Origin of the sequence: Actinoplanes sp. NPDC051861 (assembly GCF_040681145.1) — a bacterium.
GTDB lineage: Bacteria > Actinomycetota > Actinomycetes > Mycobacteriales > Micromonosporaceae > Actinoplanes.
Map to the genome: position 1 here is coordinate 188,235 of NZ_JBFAYE010000013.1, position 18,044 is coordinate 206,278.

The window sequence follows — 18,044 nt, forward strand, 5'->3', positions numbered from 1 at the left end:
CACCGTCCGGAAGGAGAACCACATGCCTATGACGATCGGGGTCGTCGGCCTCGGTTACGTCGGGCTCACGCTCACCGCCGCGCTCGCCGACAAGGGATTCACCGTGCACGGCGCCGACGTGTCCCCGCGTGTCATCGAGACCCTGTCGCAGGGGCGGTCGCACATCTTCGAGCCCGGCGTGGAGGACATCTTCAAGGCCTGCGTGGGCAGCCGGATCCACGTCGCCGCGGAACTGCCCCACGACACCGTCGACGTCGCGGTGATCAGCGTGTCCACGCCGGTCGACGAGGCGACTCACCGGCCGAACCTGGCCAACCTCGCGGCGGCGGCCCGCAGCGTCGCGGCGACGTGCCGTCCCGGCACGCTGGTGGTGGTCCGCAGCACCGTGCCGGTCGGGACGAGCCGCAAGGTCGTCCTGCCGGAGTTGCGGGCCGCCTGGGGTGACGACGTCAGGCTCGTGATGGCGCCCGAGCGCACCATCCAGGGTCAGGCCCTGCGCGAACTGGTCGAACTGCCGCAGGTGATCGGCGGCCTGGACGAGGCGTCCCGGCGCGCGGCCGTCGAGTTCTTCGCGGAGCTGGCCCAGATCGTCGTCGAGGTGTCCAGCCTGGAGGCGGCCGAGCTGGTCAAGCTCTCCAACAACTGCCACACCGACCTGATCTACTCGTTCGGCAACGAGGTGGCGCTGATCGCCGAGCAGCACGGCCTCGATCCGCTCGAGGTCCTCCGTGCGGCCAACGTGGACTACCCGCGGCCCGACCTGTCGAAGCCCGGGTACGTCGGCGGCGGGTGCCTGTCCAAGGACCCGTACATCATGCTCGACAGCGCCGGCGACTACCGGCCGTTCCTGGTGGGCCGGGCGCGGGAGCTCAACGAGTTCCTGCCGGCGCACGTGGCGGAGACGATCGTCCGGCTGATGGGTGAGGCCCGCGGCGAGACCCGGGGGACGCGGCTCGCGGTGCTCGGCTGGGCGTACAAGGGCTGGCCGCCGACCGACGACATGCGCGGCACGCCGATCGCCGCGATGATGCCGATCTTCTCGGCCGCCGGGATCACGGTGACCGGGCACGACCCGATGGTCGGCGCCGACGTCATCCGGCAGTACGGCGGCGAGCCGGTCAGCCTGGACAAGGCGTTCACCGACAGCGACGCGATCCTGGTGATCACCGACCACCCGGACTACCGGGTCATCGACGTGCCCGAGGCGCTCGGCGACGCCCGGCCCGCGCTGATCTTCGACTCGTGGCGGATCCTCGACGGCCGGGCAATCCGCGCGGCGGGCATCCGTTACGCCGGCCTGGGGTATCTGCCCGCTCAGCCGGAGGTGGCGGCGTGAGGGCCCTGCTGCTGGGCGGCGCCGGCTTCATCGGCCTGCACCTGGCCCGGCGGCTGGTCGCCGACGGGTACGAGATCACGGTCGTCGACGACTTCTCCCGGGGCCGCGAGGACGCCGACCTGAACGAGCTGCGCGCCCACCCGTCGGTGCGCGTGCTCTCCGCGGACCTGACCGACGCGGCCACCTACGCCCGCCTGCCGCACGGGTGGGATCAGATATACCTGCTCGCGGCGGTGGTCGGGGTGCGCAACGTCGAGCAGGACCCGGCCCGGGTCGTACGCGTCAACACCTTGGTGGCGATGCACCTGCTCGACTGGGTGGCGCCGGGCGAACGGGTCTTCTTCGCCTCCACCAGCGAGGTCTACGCGGGCGGGGTGGACGCCGGAGTGGTGGCGGTGCCCACCGCCGAGGACGTCCCGGCGATGGTCTCGGACGTCACGGCGCCGCGGTTCGCGTACGCGGTGAGCAAGCTCCTCGGTGAGGCCGCGTTCCTGCACACCGCGCGGGCCCGCGGCTTCGACGCGGTGGTCGGCCGGTTCCACAACGTGTACGGGCCACGGATGGGCGCGGACCACGTCATCCCGGAGATGGCCCTGCGCGCGGTGAGCGGCGAGGACCCGTTCCGGGTGCCGGGCGCCGACCAGTTCCGGGCGTTCTGTCACGTCGGCGACGCCGTGGAGGCCATGGTGCGCCTGATGGCGGCGCCCGGGGCGGCCGGTCAGATCGTGCACATCGGCAACGACCGGGAGGAGACCAACATCGGTGACCTGGCCAAGCTCGTCCTGCGGGTGGCCGAGGCCGGCCCCGCGATCGAGCCCTCGCCCGCGCCGCCGGGCTCGGTGCACCGGCGCTGCCCCGACCTGAGCAGGCTGCGCGGGCTGACCGGTTACGAGCCGGCCGTCACCCTCGAAGAGGGCGTACGGTCGACGTTCGCCTGGTACCGCGAGCACGGGCGGCCGTCGTGACCGAACGACCGCCGATCTGGTTCTACTACGGCGCGGGCCGGCTGGCCGACCTCGCGGAGTACGCACGGGTGGTGCTGCAACCGGAGTTCTACAACGCCGCCGAGCTCAGCTACCTCGCCGGGCGCGGCGCGCAGACCCTCGGATACCTCTCCCTCTCCGAGGACCAGGGACCACCCGCTCCGTGGCAGCGCCGGGAGCGCAACCCGGACTGGGGCGGGGCGTACGTGCACGTCGAACACCCGCAGTGGGTGGAGCACGTGGTGGGCAAGGCACGCGCCGCGCTCGACGCCGGGTTCGCCGGGCTGTTCCTGGACCAGCTCAATGTCGAGCTGACGTTCCCGGAGGACGTACCGCACCTGCTCACGCTCATCGCGGCGATCCGCAACGAGGCGAAGCCCGCGTACCTGCTGGCCAACCGCGGCTTCGGCATGCTGCCGCGGCTCGCGGAGCTGGTCGACGGGGTGCTCTTCGAGTCGTTCTCGGCGCGCTGGACCGACGACGGGTACGCGCCGTGGCCGCCGGACGTGCTGGAGTTCCACGCGCAGATCGCCGAGCAGCTGCTCCAGCTCCAGGTCGACCTGTACGCGCTCGACTACGCCGACAGCCCGGGCCTCACCGACTTCGCCGTCCGGCGCGCCCGGCAGTTCGGCATGCACTGCGCGGTCAGCGATCGCGCGCTCTCCCGGGTATGACAAACGGGGCCGGCGGCGATCACTCGCAGCCGGCCCCGTTCAGTGCCGTCCCGCCAAGGCCCTGGACCGGGACGACTCGTCTCAGCGACGTGTCACATCAGCGTGCGGCGGCCGTGCGGCGCTTCGACCAGACGTCGAAGGCGACCGCGGCGAGCAGGACGGCGCCCTTGACGAGCATGACCTCCTCGCTCTGCGCACCGATGAGGCTCATGCCGTTGTTGATGACACCCATGATCAGACCACCGGTGATGGCACCGACGACCTTGCCGACGCCGCCCTGCACCGCGGCACCGCCGATGAACGCCGCGGCGATGGCGTCGAGTTCGAACGAGTTGCCGGCGGTCGGGTTCGCCTGGTTGAGGCGGCCCGCGAAGATCAGGCCGGCGAGCGCGGCCAGCACACCCATGTTGACGAACAGCCAGAAGACGACCGACTTGACCTTGACGCCGGAGAGCGTCGCGGCCTGCAGGTTGCCGCCGACGGCGTAGATCTGGCGGCCGAAGACGGCCCGGTTGGTGACCACGGTGTAGCCGACCACCAGCAGCGCCAGGAGCACGAGCACCCAGGGCAGGTTACGGAAGCGGGCCAGCTGCACGATCACGAACAGGACCAGGACGGCCGGTACGGCGATCTTCAGGACGAACAGCCACATCGGGTCGACGGCCTGGTGGTAGCGGATCCGGCCGGCGCGGGCGCGCAGCTGCACGAACGCCATGCCCACCACGACGAGCACGCCGACGATGATGCTGAACAGGTCGGCGCCGCCCAGCGGGCCGAGACCGACGTTGCCCAGGAAGCCGTTGGTGAAGCCGTTCGCGAGGGTGCGGATCTCCTCCGGGAACGGGCCGATGCCCTGGTTGCCCAGGATCATCAGGGTGATCGCGCGGAACAGCAGCATGCCGGCCAGGGTCACGATGAAGGCGGGAATGCCGAAGTACGCGACCCAGTAGCCCTGCCAGGCACCGATCAGCGCACCGAACAGCAGCGTGGCGACGACCGCGATCGGCCAGGGCAGGTCCCAGTTGACCATCATGACCGCGGAGAACGCGCCACACGCGGCGACCACCGAGCCGACCGACAGGTCGATGTGGCCGGCGATGATGATCAGGATCATGCCGATCGCCAGAACCAGGATGTACGAGTTCTGGACGATGATGTTGCTGATGTTCTGCGGCTGGAGCATGTCGCCGCCCGTCAGCACCGTGAACAGCAGGACGATCAGCGCGAACGCGATGTAGATGCCGCTCTGCTTCAGGTTGAAGCCCATGGTGAATCCGGCCTTGCCGGGCTTCGGCGCGGACGGCCCCGTGCCGCCCACGCTCAGATCGGCGTTGGTGGGTGCGACCGTCACGGCGCTACCTCCTGTTCTTCCTTCGTCATGAGGGTCATCAGGCTCTCCTGCGTCGCCTCCGCACGCGGGACCTCACCGGTGATCCGGCCGGCCGAGAGCGTGTAGATACGGTCGCAGATGCCGAGCAGTTCGGGCAGCTCGGAGGAGATGACCAGGATCGCCTTGCCCTCGTCGGCGAGGCGGTTGATGATCGTGTAGATCTCGTACTTGGCACCGACGTCGATACCCCGCGTCGGCTCGTCCAGGATCAGCACGTCCGGATCCGTGAAGATCCACTTCGACAGTACGACCTTCTGCTGGTTGCCGCCGGAGAGCTTGCCGGTGATCGCCTCGACGCTCGGCGCCTTGATGTTCATGCTGGCGCGGAACTCGTCGGCGACCTTGTGCTCCTCGTTGCCGTCGACCCAGCCGCCCTTGGCGAGCTTGCCGAGCGCGGCGGCCGACACGTTGCGCTTGATGTCCTCGATCAGGTTGAGGCCGTAACGCTTGCGGTCCTCGGTCGCGTACGCGATGCCGTGATCGATGGCCTCCCGCACGGTCCGTGCCTGGATCTGCTTGCCGTCCTTGATCAGGCGGCCGGAGATGTTCACCCCGTACGAGCGGCCGAAGACGCTCATCGCCAGCTCGGTGCGGCCGGCGCCCATCAGGCCGGCCAGGCCCACGATCTCGCCGCGGCGCAGGACCATGTTGGCCTTGCGGACCAGGGCGCGGTCGGGCTGCGAGGGGCTGTAGACGGTCCAGTCCTCGATCCGCAGCGCCTCCTCGCCGATGGTCGGCTCGTGCTCCGGGTACCGGTGCTCCAGGTCGCGGCCGACCATGCCCGAGATGATCTTGTCCTCGCTGAGGTCGGCGGTCTCCTCGGTCCAGATAGTCTTGCCGTCGCGCAGGATCGTCACGCGGTCCGAGATGCTCATGACCTCGTTCAGCTTGTGCGAGATGATCACGCAGGTGATGCCCTCGTCACGCAGACCGCGCAGCAGGCCGAGCAGGTGCTCGGAGTCCTCGTCGTTCAGGGCTGCGGTGGGCTCGTCGAGGATCAGCAGCTTGACCTTCTTGGAGAGGGCCTTGGCGATCTCGACCAGCTGCTGCTTACCGACACCGAGCTCGACGACCGGGGTCACCGAGCTCTCCGTCAGGCCGACCCGGCGCAGGAGCTCGTCGGCCAGGTGGTTGGTCTTGTTCCAGTCGATCCAGCCACGCTTGGCCTGCTCGTTGCCGAGAAAGATGTTCTCGGCGATGGAAAGATTGTGCGCGAGCGCCAGCTCCTGGTGGATGATGACGATGCCGCGGTGCTCACTGTCGCGGATACCGGAGAACTGGCAGGCTTCGCCCTCGAACTCGATGTCACCGTCGTAGGTGCCGTGCGGGTACACCCCGGACAGCACCTTCATCAGGGTCGACTTGCCGGCCCCGTTCTCGCCGCAGATGGAGTGGATCTCTCCTCGGCGCACGTCCAGGTTGACGTCCTGCAGCGCCTTGACGCCCGGGAACGTCTTGGTGATGCCGCTCATCCGCAGGATCGTGTCGGTCATGCAGACCCTCCTATGGGCCGTTGGAGGCCGCGCCCCGCCCGCTGGGGCCGGGCGGGACGCGGAGCCCGGATTACTTCAGCTGGTCCGCGGTGTAGTAACCGCCGTCGACGAGTTCCTTCTGGTAGTTGCTCTTGTCGACGATGACCGACTCCAGCAGCATGGACGGGACGACCTTGTTGCCGTTGTCGTAGTCCTTGGTGTTGTTGGTGGTCGGGGTGCTGCCCTTGAGCACGGCGTCCGCCATCTCACCGGTGGTCTTCGCCAGCTGGCGGGTGTCCTTGTAGATGGTGGAGTACTGCTCACCCGCGATGATCGACTTGACGGAGGCGAGCTCGGCGTCCTGGCCGGTCACGGTCGGGTACGGGTTCGAGCCGGTGCCGTAACCGCTCGACTTGAGAGCGGAGAGGATACCGATCGAGATGCCGTCGTACGGCGAGAGCACGCCGTCGACCTTGACGTTCCCCTTGTAGGTGGAGGTCAGCAGGTTCTCCATGCGCTTCTGCGCGGTGGCCGGGTCCCAGCGCAGGGTGGCGACCGTCTTGAAGTCCTTCTGACCGCTCTTGACGACGATCGTGCCCTTGTCGATGTACGGCTGCAGGATGCTCATCGCGCCGTTGAAGAAGAAGGTCGCGTTGTTGTCGTCCGGCGAACCGGCGAACAGCTCGATGTTCAGCGGGCCCTTGGCGCCGGCGTCGCTGCCGTCGGCGTTGACGACCTTGAGGCCGGTCAGCAGCGAGGTGGCCTGCTGCACGCCGACCTTGAAGTTGTCGAAGGTGGCGTAGTAGTCCACGTTCGGGCTGTTGCGGATCAGCCGGTCGTACGCGATGACCGGGATCTTGTTCGCGGCGGCGTTCTCCAGCTGGGTGGTGATCGCGGTGCCGTCGATCGACGCGATGATCAGCAGCTTGGCACCCTTGGTGATCTGGTTGTCCAGCTGCTGGGTCTGCGTCGGGATGTCGTTCTCGGCGTACTGGAGGTCCACCTTGTAGCCGAGGCCCTCGAGCTGCGACTTGAGGTTGTCGCCGTCGTGGATCCAGCGCTCCGACGAACGGGTCGGCATGGTGATGCCGACCAGCGCGCCGGCATTGTCGCCGCTGGCGGCCTCCTGGTCCGTGGTCTTCTCCGACGAACCGCAGGCGGCCATCGTCGCGACCAGCGATGCTGCGGTCAATGCCGCTGCGAGGCGGGGGTATTTCACGTGGTTTCTCCTCTTTGAGAGCGGTATTACAGAGGCCGGGCCAGACGGTAGTACGCCTGGTTCCAGCGCACCCGGTCGGCGAAGTCGGCCGGGGTCGTGCGGCTATCGATCATTAGAAGCTCGGTTTGCGCCATTTCGGCGAAATCGCGCAAAGTTTCCGCGTTGACCGCCTGGGTGAGGACCGTGTGGTGCGGCCCGCCGGCGGTGATCCAGCACTCCGCGGACGTGGAGAGCGAGGGGGCCGGCTTCCAGACCGCGCGGGCCACCGGCAGTTTGGGAAGCGGCTGGTCCGGCGGAATCACCTCGATCTCGTTGGCCACCAGGCGGAACCGGTCACCCATGTCGGCCATCCCCATGACCACGGCGGGACCGGGCGCGGCGTCGAAGACCAGGCGAACCGGATCCTCACGACCGCCGATACCCAGCGGGTGGATCTCGGCCCGCGGGCGGGCCGACGCGATGGAGGGGCAGACCTCCAGCATGTGTGCGCCGAGGATCTTAGGCTCACCCGGACCGAAGTGGTAGGTGTAATCCTCCATGAATGAGGTGCCTCGCCCCGTTCCGGCACCCATCGCCTTGACTGTGGCGACAAGGACCGAAGTCTTCCAGTCGCCCTCGCCGCCGAAGCCGTAGCCGTCGGCCATCAGGCGCTGCACTGCCAGTCCGGGGAGCTGGCGCAGTCCGCCGAGGTCCTCGAAGTTCGTGGTGAACGCGCCGAAGTCGCCCTCCGCGAGGAAGGTGCGCAGTCCCGCCTCGATCCGCGCCGCGTAGCGGAAGGAGTCGGTGCTGCCGCGCAGCTCGTCCGATATTTCATAAATATCGGCGTATTCGCTGATCAGCTTGTCGATTTCAGCTTCGGTGACGTCATCGACGATCTTTACAAGATCATTGACACCGTACGTGTTGACCGACACCCCGAACCGCAGCTCGGCCTCGACCTTGTCACCCTCGGTGACGGCCACGTCCCGCATGTTGTCGCCGAACCGTGCCAGCCGGAGCCCGCGCATGTGCTGCAGGCCCGCGGCGGCGCGCACCCAGGCATCGACCCGCGCGACGACCTGCGGGTCCGAGGCGTGCCCGGCGACCACCTTGCGCGGGACACCCAGACGGGCCTGGATGAAGCCGAACTCCCGGTCGCCGTGCGCCGCCTGGTTCAGGTTCATGAAGTCCATGTCGATGGACTCCCACGGCAGCGACAGGTTGTGCTGGGTGTGCAGGTGCAGCAGCGGCTTGCGCAGCGCGTCCAGCCCACCGATCCACATCTTGGCCGGCGAGAACGTGTGCATCCAGGCGACGACGCCGATGCAGGCGTCGTCGGCGTTCGCCTCCAGCATGAGCCGCTTGATCGCGCCCGAGTCGGTCAGAACCGGCTTGCCGACGATCTCGGCGTGCAAACCACCCCCGGCCAGGGTCCGCTGGATCTCGGCGGACTGCGCGGCGACCTGGTCCAGGGTCTCCGGGCCGTAGAGATGCTGGCTTCCGGTCAGGAACCAGATCTGCGGTTTCATCGGGTTTTCCTTTGTTCGTGAACAGCCCGTGAGCAGGCGTTTCTTCCCTTTTACGATCTTACGTCCGATGGGCGGCTGTCGCTTTCGAACATCGCCCGGACGATCTCGTCGCTCATGGGGGTTACCTCCGTCGGGGTCACCGGCAGGGTGCGGCTCAGTGTTATCGCTAACAAATGCCCTGTCAACGGCCGTCGGCAACAACGCGGTAACGGCTCTTTAACTCGCCACTGGTCGCGCCGGTCAACCTGTTCACTCACGAGTGAACACTAAACCCCACGGAAATTCACATGGGGGCAACCCCCGGAGTGCTGTCGCGGGACGGATCAGGCCGGACGGCCGACGCTCGCCCGTTCGATCAGGTGAGGCGGCACGACGATGTGGTCGGCGGTGGTGAAGTCCTCGCGCATCTGGCCCAGGAGCAGGGACAACGCGGCCCGGGCCACGTCGCCGAAGGCCTGCCGGACGGTGGTCAGCGGCGGGATGAAATAGGCCGCTTCGGGCACGTCGTCGAATCCGACCACGCTCACGTCATGGGGCACGCGGCGGTCACGTTCGTACAGAGCACGCAGAATGCCCAGCGCGAGGTGGTCGTTGGCCGTGAAGATCGCCGTCACCTCGGGCATCCGCGCGAGCATCTGACCGGCCCGGTAACCCTCCGCCGCGGACCAGTCGGCGGAGAGCAGGGGTGGCACCTCGGCGCCCGCCTCCTCGAGGGTCTGCCGCCAGCCCTGGATACGGCCGGCCGAGTCGAACCAGTCGGTGGGGCCGGAGACGTGCCAGACCGTCCGGTGCCCGGCGTCCAGCAGATGCCGGGTCGCCGCCCGGGCGCCGGCCACCTGGTCCACGGTCACCACCGGGCGGCCGCTCGCCGGGTCCCCGTCGATGAAGACCACCGGCATGTCGCCCGGGATCTCGGCGAGGGCCTCCATGGCCGAGGCGGTGTTCGCGATGACGACCAGACCGGCGACCCGCTGATCCAGATGCCGGTCCACGACCGAACCGATCGAGGAACGGTCGAGTTCGCGGACGCTGCCGACGCTCACGGCGAAACCGGCGTCCGCCGCGGCCTGCTCGAACTCGGTCAGCATCGACGCCGGGCCGTAGAGCGTGCTGTTCCGCGCGACGACCCCGATCAGCTGGGAACGCCCGGTGACGAGTGCTCGGGCCGCGCGGTTGGGCCGGTAGTTGAGCTCGGCGATCGCGGCACGGACCCGGATGCGGGTCTGCTCCTTGACGTTAGGATGGTCGTTGAGGACGCGCGAGACCGTCTGGTGCGAAACACCGGCCAGCCTGGCGACATCGGTCATCGCCGGGCTACGGGTTACCTTGTCCACGTGCGCACCTCGTCCGGTCCGTAAATTCTGAAGCGTTTCCGGAATGTTATCGATAACAGCGTGCATTCCAGAAGCCCTGTACGGGCGGTACCGGCGAACACGTACGCTCAGGCCCGATGGAAGCGTCACCAACAACCGGCGACCGCCCCGTTTTCGGCAGCGTAGACGACGAGGGGTTCACCTCGCTGCGCCGCGCCGCCGCCCCCCGGGCGCAACGGTACGAGATCGGTCGATCGTTGCGCGAGCGGTCCCCCCGTTCCGACATGGCCCACTGGAAACCCCCTGCTCATCGCGCCGATCCGGTCAGCCAGGTGGTCGACTCGCACATCGGCCGCCTCGAACACCTCATTCCGGTCCGGATCGGCCGGATGGTCGCCTCGCCGTACGCGTTCCTCCGCGGCTCGGCCGGCATCATGGCCGACGACTTCGCCGGGCTCCCGCACACCGGCATCACACCGGTGATCTGCGGCGACGCCCACCTCGGCAACTTCGGCTTCTACGCCTCGCCGGAACGGGAACTGGTCTTCGACCTCAACGACTTCGACGAGGCGCACCCCGGGCCGTGGGAGTGGGACCTGCGCCGCCTCGTCGTGAGCGTGCACGTGGCGGGACGGCAGAACGGGTTCCGGGAGAGCGCGTGCTGGGACGCGGTGCAGCACTGCGTCGAGCAGTACCGGGAACAGATCGCGTTCCTGGCCGAGCAGCCGCTGCTCGCGCGCTCGTTCGACCAGCTCGACGTGGAGGCGATGCGGTCGGCGGCGAGCAAGGCCAGCTTCCGCGACGAGATCGAACGGGCGGCCCGGCGGGCACGGCGCCGTACGAGCGACCGCGCCCTGCCCCGGTTCACCGAACGTCACGACGGAACCGCCCGCCTCGTCGAGGAACCGCCGCTGATCACCCGCCTGCCGCACGAGGAGCGGGAGCGCCTGTTCGCGGCACTGGACGGCTACCTGAACACGCTCAAGCCGCACTGGTCGCGGATCCTCGGCGGCTACCGGATCGTCGACGTGGCCCACAAGGTGGTCGGCGTCGGGTCGGTCGGGCTGCGAGCCTACGTAGCCCTGTGCGAGGGCAGCAGCAGCGACGACGTCGTGTTCCTCCAGCTCAAGCAGGCGCGCCGCTCGGTGATCGCCCGGCATCAGCACGGCGACCTCGCCTGGCACCGCCACCAGGGCCAGCGGGTCGTCGAGTACCAGCAGGCCCTGCAGACGGTGAGCGACCCGCTCCTGGGCTGGACGACGCTCGGCGAGCACCAGTTCTACGTACGCCAGTTCCGCGACATGAAGGGCGCGATCCTCGTCGAGGACATCAACGCGGGCGCACTCGCGGACTACGCCGGCATCTGCGGATACCTGCTCGCCAAGTCGCACGCCCGCACCAGCGGAGCGTCGATGATCGCCGGCTACGTGGGCAGCGGCGACAAACTGGACGAGTCGCTGTGCCGATTCGCCCGCGCCTACGCCGACCAGGTCGAAAGCGACCACGCCGCCCTGCAACGCGCCGTCCACCGCGGCGACCTCTCAACGGAGGCAGCATGAACCCGATCCCGCTCACCTCAGCCGTGCGCCGCGGCGACCTTTCAATGGAGGCAGCGTGAGCGGCCCGATCCCGATCACGTCACCGGCGCTGCTCGAGTTCTGGACCGAGCGTCACCTGTGCACCTTCACCACACTGCGCGCCGACGGCTCCCCGCACGTGGTCGCGGTCGGCGCCACCCTCGACCCGGGTTCCGCCCTGGCCCGGGTGATCTCCTCCGTCTCCTCCGCACACGTCCGGCACATCCGCGGGCACCGGCGGGTGGCGATCTGCCAGGTCGACGGCCGCCGCTGGAGCACGATCGAGGGCGTCGCCACGGTCCGCGACGAACCGGAACCGGTCGCCGAGGCCGTGCGCCGTTACGCCGAGCGCTACCGCACTCCCCGCCCCAACCCGTCCCGCGTCGCCATCGAGGTCTCGATCACCCGTGTACTGGGCTCCGCCGCACTCCTCACCGACATAGAGTCACCGGCATGACGCAGATCGCCGACAGCGTCCTGCTCCCCGGCCACGACGTACCGCTGGGACGGTGGACCACGGTCCGCCGGCTACTCCCCCAGAAGGAACGCCGCATGGTCGGCGCCTGGTGCTTCGTCGACCACTTCGGACCCGACGACGTCAGCAGTCGCCCCGGCATGCAGATCCCGCCGCACCCGCACACCGGCCTGCAGACCGTCACCTGGCTGGCCGAGGGCGTCATCGAACACCGCGACAGCCTCGGCAGCCACCAACTGATCTCCCCCGGTCAGCTCAACCTGATGACGTCCGGCAACGGCATCGCCCACTCCGAGTTCACCCCGCCCGACCACCCACCGGGCATGCACGGCCTCCAGCTCTGGCTCGCCCTCCCCGACGCGGCCCGCCACGGCCCCGCCACCTTCGAACACCACCCGATCCTGCCCGCCCTCGCCGACGGCACCGTGACCATCACCGTGGTCGCCGGGTCCCTGGCCGACCTCCGCTCCCCCGCAACCGTCCACACTCCCCTCGTAGGCGCCGAGCTCCGGACCGCCGCCCCCTCCCGCTACTCCCTCGACCTCGAACCCACCTTCGAACACGGCCTCCTCGTCATGTCCGGCTCCGCCACCGTGGCCGGCAGTCCCCTCGAACCCGGCTCCCTCCTCTATCTGGCCCGCGGCCGCACCTCGGTCACGGTCGAGACAGCCGGCCCCGCACGCCTGTTCCTCCTCGGCGGCGAACCCTTCGACGAACCCCTGGTCATGTGGTGGAACTTCGTCGGCCGCAGCCACGAGGAGATCGTCGCGGCGCGATCAGACTGGATGGCCGAGCTGGGCGGGTCGCGCTTCGGCACCGTCGCCGGTTGCTCAGCACCCCCGTTGCCCGCACCCGAGCTGCCTTCAGTCCGGCTCCGGGCCCGCGACAGACAGGGCAAAACCTTCTAGGGGTACGCCGAACGCGCTCGCCCTCCCCAAGCCCCACCCGAAAAGCGCTCTGCGCGCCGCCCGCCCCCTGCGCTGCTCTCCTTGCTCTGCCCTCCGTGCTCCGCCGCGCCCTGCGCTGCCCCTCCGTGCGCTGCCGCGCCTGGCTCTGCCCCCCTCTTTGGCCCTGTCCGGCCCCTCTCGCGCTCCGCCTGTCCAGTGTCCCTCGCACTCGGCCGGGTAACCGCCGCTGCCGTCAGCCGGGTGATCGAAAATGCCGAAAACTTGTGCCGGCTGAGCTGGGTGGCTGCTATGGCCACGGTGGAGGGACCACGACGGGTGCGGCTTTCGCGGGTCGCACAAACTGTGTTGACGGTTCGTAGGGCCGGGGCGGAAGGTCGGGGAAGGTAACCACGCACTCCGTGCTGAGGAGCGCGCCGTGAGTTTTCGTGTCCTGCTCATCGCTGCCCTGCCGGTGGCGGTCGTTGCCGTGGCCGGGCTGGGGCCCCGCTGGGTGGCGGTCGCGCGGGAGCGGCGAGCCCGGCGGCGGGCGGAGCTTCAGCCGCTCGGGCCGCCCATCGAGAAGCTGGCGGCTGACCTGCGGCGGCTGCTGCGCCTGCACGGGGAGCTGACGGTGTCCGCGCATTCGGCCATGTGCGCCCATCGGGTGTGGGCCGTGGAGGCGGCGATCGGATCACGGGCGATCGAGGCGGCGGCCGCACTCGGCGTGCCGCATCCGGATCGGGCACAGGCGGCGTCACTGACCCGGACCGAACTGTCGGCACTTCTCACGGCCGTGGCGGAGCAGGGCCTGGTCCTCCCCCGCCGAGTCGGCCACTTCACGCTCGACGGCCGCCTCTGACCCATGCGCCGGCCTCCGCGAGGCGTGTTGGCACCGCACTCCAAGCGGGCACCGCACTCCAAGCGGGCACCGCACTCCAAGCAGGCACCGCACTCCAAGCAGGCACCGCACTCCAAGCAGGCACCGCACTCCAAGCAGGCAGCCGGGTGGGCGTCGGCCACCGCACCGGGCGGCGCGTGATGGTTCGTTCGTCCACGGCCGTTCTCCGGCCTCCGCGTTCCGGGCGAGATGAACGGCGGCGGGAGGTGCATCCCGCCGCCGTCCCTCGTCCCGGCTCCGCGCCACAAACTGCCGTCCGCGGTGGATCATCGGGGGCGTCGTCCCCCGCGGATCGTCTCGGGCGCGTGCGGCCGCTGGTACTGGGGGGCGGCGGCCGCGTGCCGGGGAGTTCGTGGGTCCGTGGATCCGGGGCGTTCCCGGTATGTGGAACCGGGGCGCACAACAAACGTGACAGACGTTCACCCCATGATCCGTTTTTCCCCGCAGTGGCCTTCGACACGCCCGGGCGTCACACGTTCAGGGTCACTCGCTAGTTGTCAGGTTCCTGAAGAGAAGCTTAAAACGTTCTTAAGTCGGCATCCGGCCCGTCACCTGGGTCGAACGACTCTCGTTGATCGCACGGCCCCGCCCGGCACCCTGCCCGGTGCTGTCGGATCCCCGGCATTGTCACTGCGTACGGCATTGAACCGGGGACACCCGCCGGACGTATACCGGGGTGATCGACCACTGTCGGCGGGCTGCGGCGCCGGGAGGGTCGGGGCTGGCGGGCATCCCGCAAGCTCGACGGCAGGGCTCCGCAGGGCGGTGGCGCAGGGCGCAAATCCGTGATTAACCTTCCACATCCACCAGGTGGCAGGGATCGATCGGGAGCGCGAGGGGCGGGCACCGGTGCTCGAGGTGGAAGCAGGGGTGAGGATGGTGGTACGGATGCGGCGACGGGGCAGTGGGTACACCCCCAGCCGGTTCGGGGCCGCCTCATGAGCTTCGAGGACGACGAGTACTGGGACGACGAGTACAGCGAGTACTCGTTCATGCCTCAGCACGCCGTGGTGCAGGAGAAGCACTTCGAGCGGCGTACCGCCCCGGACCCCGTGATACCCACGCGCCGCCGCGGCGGCGAGCCCGAGTCCGATACGGTCCGCCGGCGCAAGGCCACCGCCTTCGACTCGCAGCGACCCAGCTGGCTGGACGACCCCGACTTCGTGCCGATCGACACGTCGGTCGAGAACCTGGCCGGCGACGACTTCGACGACATCGACTTCAACCGCCCCGAACTCGGCGTCGACTTCGACAAACCCGACTTCCCGATCGTCGACCCGGCGGCCCGCCCCGACCTGCGGCGCAGCTCCGGGTCACGGCGCGGTGACGGGCGGTCCTCCCGGTACGACTCGCAGCGCTACCGGGACGACGCGGCACGGCGCGAGGATCTCCACGACGGCCGGTGGGACGAGGATCAGCGCGGCCGGCGCCCGGCGGAGCGCCGGGAGGACGACCGCCGGTCCACACGCCGCGACGCCGACCCACGCAGGGACCAGGATCCGCGCCGCGAGGACGTGCGCCGGGACGAGCGGCGACCGGCTGCGGCGCGCCAGGACGACTGGGACGATGACGACCGCCGCGTGCCGCCGAGCGGGCGGACCATCGAGCTGCGTTCGGATGAATACTGGGAGGAGCCGGGCGAGCGGTGGGGCGCGAGCCAGGACCGCCGCCGGGGCCGCGACGCGCGCCGAGGACCTGCCTTCGCCGAGGATCAGAGCGAGACGTACGCGAGATACGACGACGACCGTGCCGCCCGCGGCCGTGGCCCGGCCCGGGAGGACGAGGACTTCGGCCCGATCCGGCCGCCGGGCGGACGCCGGCCGCGTCGTGACGACCGTTCGGTGGCGGCGCGTGCGCAGGTGCCCGGCGAGTTCTACGACCCCTATCGGGAGGACGGCCGCGGATTCCCGGACCCGGAACGCGACCAGCGCGGCGCGGGACGGGAGGTGGCCGCCCGCGCCTGGGAGGACGAGCGGGTTCGCCGGGAGGGCGAGCAGGATCTGGCGCGGCGTTCCGGTGCGGTGGACCGGGATCGCGACCAGGGTGACGTCCGGGACAAGCGTGTCGCCGGCCGGGCGAGCGTGGAGGAGCGGCCGCAGGTGCCGCCGGTGGGCTCGGAGGAGCGCGCCGGGCGGGTGCCGGAGGACGGCTCCACGGAGCGGGAACTACGGCCGGTTGCGGAGGAACGCGCCGGGCGGGCGCCTGTGGCCGCGGAGGGCCGGGCGGTTGTGGAGGGCCGCGCGGCTGTCGGTGCGGACGGACGCCCAGTTGTCGGTGCGGACGGACGCCCGGTTGTCGGCGCGGACGGACGACCAGTCGTCGGTGCCGAAGGACGACCCGCGGTTGGCGCAGACGGACGGCCGATCGTCGGCGCGGACGGACGCCCGGCTGTCGGAGCCGACGGACGACCCGTTGTCGGGGCCGGCGGACGGCCAGTCATTGGTGCGGACGGACGGCCGGTTGTCGCGGCCGACGGACGACCCGTAGTTGGCACGGACGGACGCCCTGTTGTCGGGGCCGACGGACGACCCGCGGTTGGGGCCGACGGACGGCCGGTTGTCGGGGCCGACGGACGACCCGTTGTCGGGGCCGATGGACGACCCGTTGTCGGGGCTGATGGGCGGCCCGTGGCTGGGGTTGAGGCTCCGGTGGTTGAGGGGGCCGGGGACGGGCGTAGTGGTGGTTCGGCTTCGGGGGCGGGTGAGGGGCCACGGGTTGTTCGGCGGGCTGATCCTCCCGTACCCCCGAAGGTGGTGAGCCGGTCTGCTCCGCCGCCGCAACCTCGCGTGATCAAGGCTGACCCACCGGTCACGCCGCGTGTTGTCGCGGCGCCTTCGCCGGTGCCGCCTGCTCGGGTGACAGGGGCGGCTGCGGCTGCGGCACAGGTGCCGGCTGAGGCTGCGCGGGATGGGCGGCCGGTCGAGCCTGGGACGGGGTCTCGGGAGATTCGGCCTCAGTCGCCCGCGGGATATGCGGCGGGGCAGGGACCGGCGGTTGCTGACGCGCGGCCGCAGTCGCCTGCCGGGTATGCGGCTCCCCCGCAGGCTGCCGGGTATGCGGGTGGGGGTGCTGGGCGGCCTACGATGCCGGCGCCTTCGGAGTCGGGGACGATTCCGTATTCGGGCGGGGCTGCTGGGCGGCCCACGATGCCGGCGCCTTCGGAATCCGGGGCGATTCCGTATTCGGGTGAGGCCGGGCGGAGTGGGGCTGACGTTCCGCAGCAGCGTTCGCGGCGGACGCCTCGGACTGCGCACGTGTTCCTGTCCGAGGGGGACGGGCCGTGGGCGATGGTTCCGGATGACAACGCGCAGCCGCCTGCTGGGATGCGGCCGGTCTCGCCGGCTGCGGCTTGGCCTCCCGCGGGTACGCCGGAGCAGGGTGCGGGGCGGCCGGTTCCGGTGGCGCAGCCGGAGAGCGCTTGGCCGCCGGCTCCGCGTCGTGAGGAGCAGCCGGCCGCGGGTGAGACGCAGCGTGCGGTTCCGGGCGGAGTGCAGGGTGCGGCCGCTGTCGCGCCGCAGGGCCCGGTTGCGGTCGGGCCACAGGGTCCGGGAGCCGCTGGGCCGCAGGGTCCGGGAGCCGCTGGGCCGCAGGGCCCGGGAGCCGCTGGGCCGCAGGGCCCGGGAGCCGCTGGGCCGCAGGGCCCGGGAGCCGCTGGGCCGCAGGGCCCGGTTGCGGTCGGGCCGCAGGGACCGGCGGCCGTTGCGCCGCAGGGACCGGGGACTGCCGGGCCGCAAGGGCCGAGCGGGCCTGGTGCGGCCGGTTCGGCGCAAGGTGCTTGGGCTGGGCCTCCGCCGGTGGTGGTGCGGCCGGTTTCGGGTGGGTCTTCGAGTGTTCGGCATGCCGAGTCTGTCTGGAACGAGCAGCAGGCGGCGATGGGGCAGAGTGCCCCGCAGACTTCCGGTGGGCAGCCTGGAGCGGGTGTGGAGCACGCCTGGGCGGCGCCTACTCCGCCGAGCGTGCCGGATCAGCGAGGGATGGTTCCGGCCGGCGGGATGGTTCCGCCCAGCGCGCCCGTTTCGCCCGGTGCGACGGTTTCGCCCGGTGCGATGGGGCCGGTTGGAGGGGCCGGGAGCGGGCAGGACGCGCCGGCGGGCTCCGAGAGTGTCAAGACCGCGGAGGGGGCAAGTGCCGCGGGGGCTAGTGTCGCTCCTACCAGCGGTGCGGGGGCCCGGGCGGGTGCCCGGTCGATTCTGACGCCGGGGCAGCGGCCGCCGTCGCAGCCTGGGCAGCATCGCGGTGGTCAGCAGGCGGATGGTGAGAGCCAGCAGGCCGAGGCGGTTCGCAGTCCGTGGGAGACGCCCCGGCCCGGTGC

14 protein-coding genes are annotated in these 18,044 nt (G+C 70.3%); 9 read left to right on the forward strand and 5 right to left on the reverse strand.

The genetic code is table 11. From position 1 onward, the window contains the following. The first annotated feature begins 22 nt into the window (after positions 1 to 22). Genes AB0M02_RS29555 through AB0M02_RS29565 form a run of 3 tightly spaced genes read left to right on the forward strand, consistent with a single transcriptional unit; the run spans position 23 to position 2,993 of the window. Positions 23 to 1,336, forward strand: a complete 1,314-nt coding sequence (locus tag AB0M02_RS29555; RefSeq protein ID WP_364232580.1) for a nucleotide sugar dehydrogenase — start codon at positions 23 to 25, stop codon at positions 1,334 to 1,336. Continuing rightward, the gene (locus tag AB0M02_RS29560; protein WP_364232582.1) at positions 1,333 to 2,301 is read left to right on the forward strand and encodes an NAD-dependent epimerase/dehydratase family protein; all 969 of its coding nucleotides are present in this window, start codon (positions 1,333 to 1,335) and stop codon (positions 2,299 to 2,301) included. The genes AB0M02_RS29555 and AB0M02_RS29560 overlap by 4 nt, the downstream gene beginning before the upstream one ends. After that, positions 2,298 to 2,993, forward strand: coding sequence for a hypothetical protein (locus AB0M02_RS29565; RefSeq protein WP_364232584.1), 696 nt, complete (start codon positions 2,298 to 2,300; stop codon positions 2,991 to 2,993). The genes AB0M02_RS29560 and AB0M02_RS29565 overlap by 4 nt, the downstream gene beginning before the upstream one ends. Before the next feature lie 97 nt (positions 2,994 to 3,090). Here AB0M02_RS29565 and mmsB read toward each other — a convergent pair whose 3' ends face one another. The 5 genes from mmsB to AB0M02_RS29590 form a co-directional block, all read right to left on the reverse strand. Then, positions 3,091 to 4,344, reverse strand: coding sequence for a multiple monosaccharide ABC transporter permease (mmsB, locus tag AB0M02_RS29570; protein WP_364232586.1), 1,254 nt, complete (start codon positions 4,342 to 4,344; stop codon positions 3,091 to 3,093). Continuing rightward, a complete protein-coding gene (mmsA, locus tag AB0M02_RS29575; protein ID WP_364232588.1) occupies positions 4,341 to 5,876 on the reverse strand; it encodes a multiple monosaccharide ABC transporter ATP-binding protein in 1,536 nt (511 codons plus the stop codon). Before mmsA ends, mmsB begins: the two co-directional genes overlap by 4 nt. Positions 5,877 to 5,946: 70 nt before the next feature. Further along, a complete protein-coding gene (gene chvE / locus AB0M02_RS29580) occupies positions 5,947 to 7,074 on the reverse strand; it encodes a multiple monosaccharide ABC transporter substrate-binding protein (protein WP_364232589.1) in 1,128 nt (375 codons plus the stop codon). Positions 7,075 to 7,100: 26 nt separating this feature from the next. Further along, positions 7,101 to 8,582, reverse strand: a complete 1,482-nt coding sequence (araA, locus tag AB0M02_RS29585) for an L-arabinose isomerase (protein WP_364232591.1) — start codon at positions 8,580 to 8,582, stop codon at positions 7,101 to 7,103. 323 nt (positions 8,583 to 8,905) lie between these two features. Beyond that, entirely contained in the window at positions 8,906 to 9,889 is a 984-nt protein-coding gene (locus AB0M02_RS29590; RefSeq protein ID WP_364232756.1) for a LacI family DNA-binding transcriptional regulator, read from the reverse strand. A 290-nt stretch (positions 9,890 to 10,179) separates the two neighbouring features. Between AB0M02_RS29590 and AB0M02_RS29595 the strand changes: the two genes are divergently transcribed. From AB0M02_RS29595 to AB0M02_RS29620, 6 genes are all read left to right on the forward strand, one after another. Next, a complete protein-coding gene (locus tag AB0M02_RS29595) occupies positions 10,180 to 11,454 on the forward strand; it encodes a DUF2252 domain-containing protein (RefSeq protein ID WP_364232592.1) in 1,275 nt (424 codons plus the stop codon). Between the two features lie 55 nt (positions 11,455 to 11,509). Further along, positions 11,510 to 11,929, forward strand: coding sequence for a TIGR03618 family F420-dependent PPOX class oxidoreductase (locus AB0M02_RS29600; RefSeq protein WP_364232595.1), 420 nt, complete (start codon positions 11,510 to 11,512; stop codon positions 11,927 to 11,929). Continuing rightward, positions 11,926 to 12,855, forward strand: a complete 930-nt coding sequence (locus AB0M02_RS29605; RefSeq protein ID WP_364232597.1) for a pirin family protein — start codon at positions 11,926 to 11,928, stop codon at positions 12,853 to 12,855. The genes AB0M02_RS29600 and AB0M02_RS29605 overlap by 4 nt, the downstream gene beginning before the upstream one ends. 415 nt (positions 12,856 to 13,270) lie before the next feature. Then, entirely contained in the window at positions 13,271 to 13,693 is a 423-nt protein-coding gene (locus AB0M02_RS29610; RefSeq protein WP_364232598.1) for a hypothetical protein, read from the forward strand. A gap of 3 nt (positions 13,694 to 13,696) precedes the next feature. Then, positions 13,697 to 13,873 carry a hypothetical protein gene (locus AB0M02_RS29615; protein WP_364232600.1) on the forward strand — a complete coding sequence of 59 codons (177 nt, stop codon included), beginning with the start codon at positions 13,697 to 13,699 and terminating at the stop codon, positions 13,871 to 13,873. Positions 13,874 to 16,000: 2,127 nt separating this feature from the next. After that, a complete protein-coding gene (locus AB0M02_RS29620) occupies positions 16,001 to 16,219 on the forward strand; it encodes a hypothetical protein (RefSeq protein WP_364232602.1) in 219 nt (72 codons plus the stop codon). Positions 16,220 to 18,044 lie beyond the last annotated feature (1,825 nt).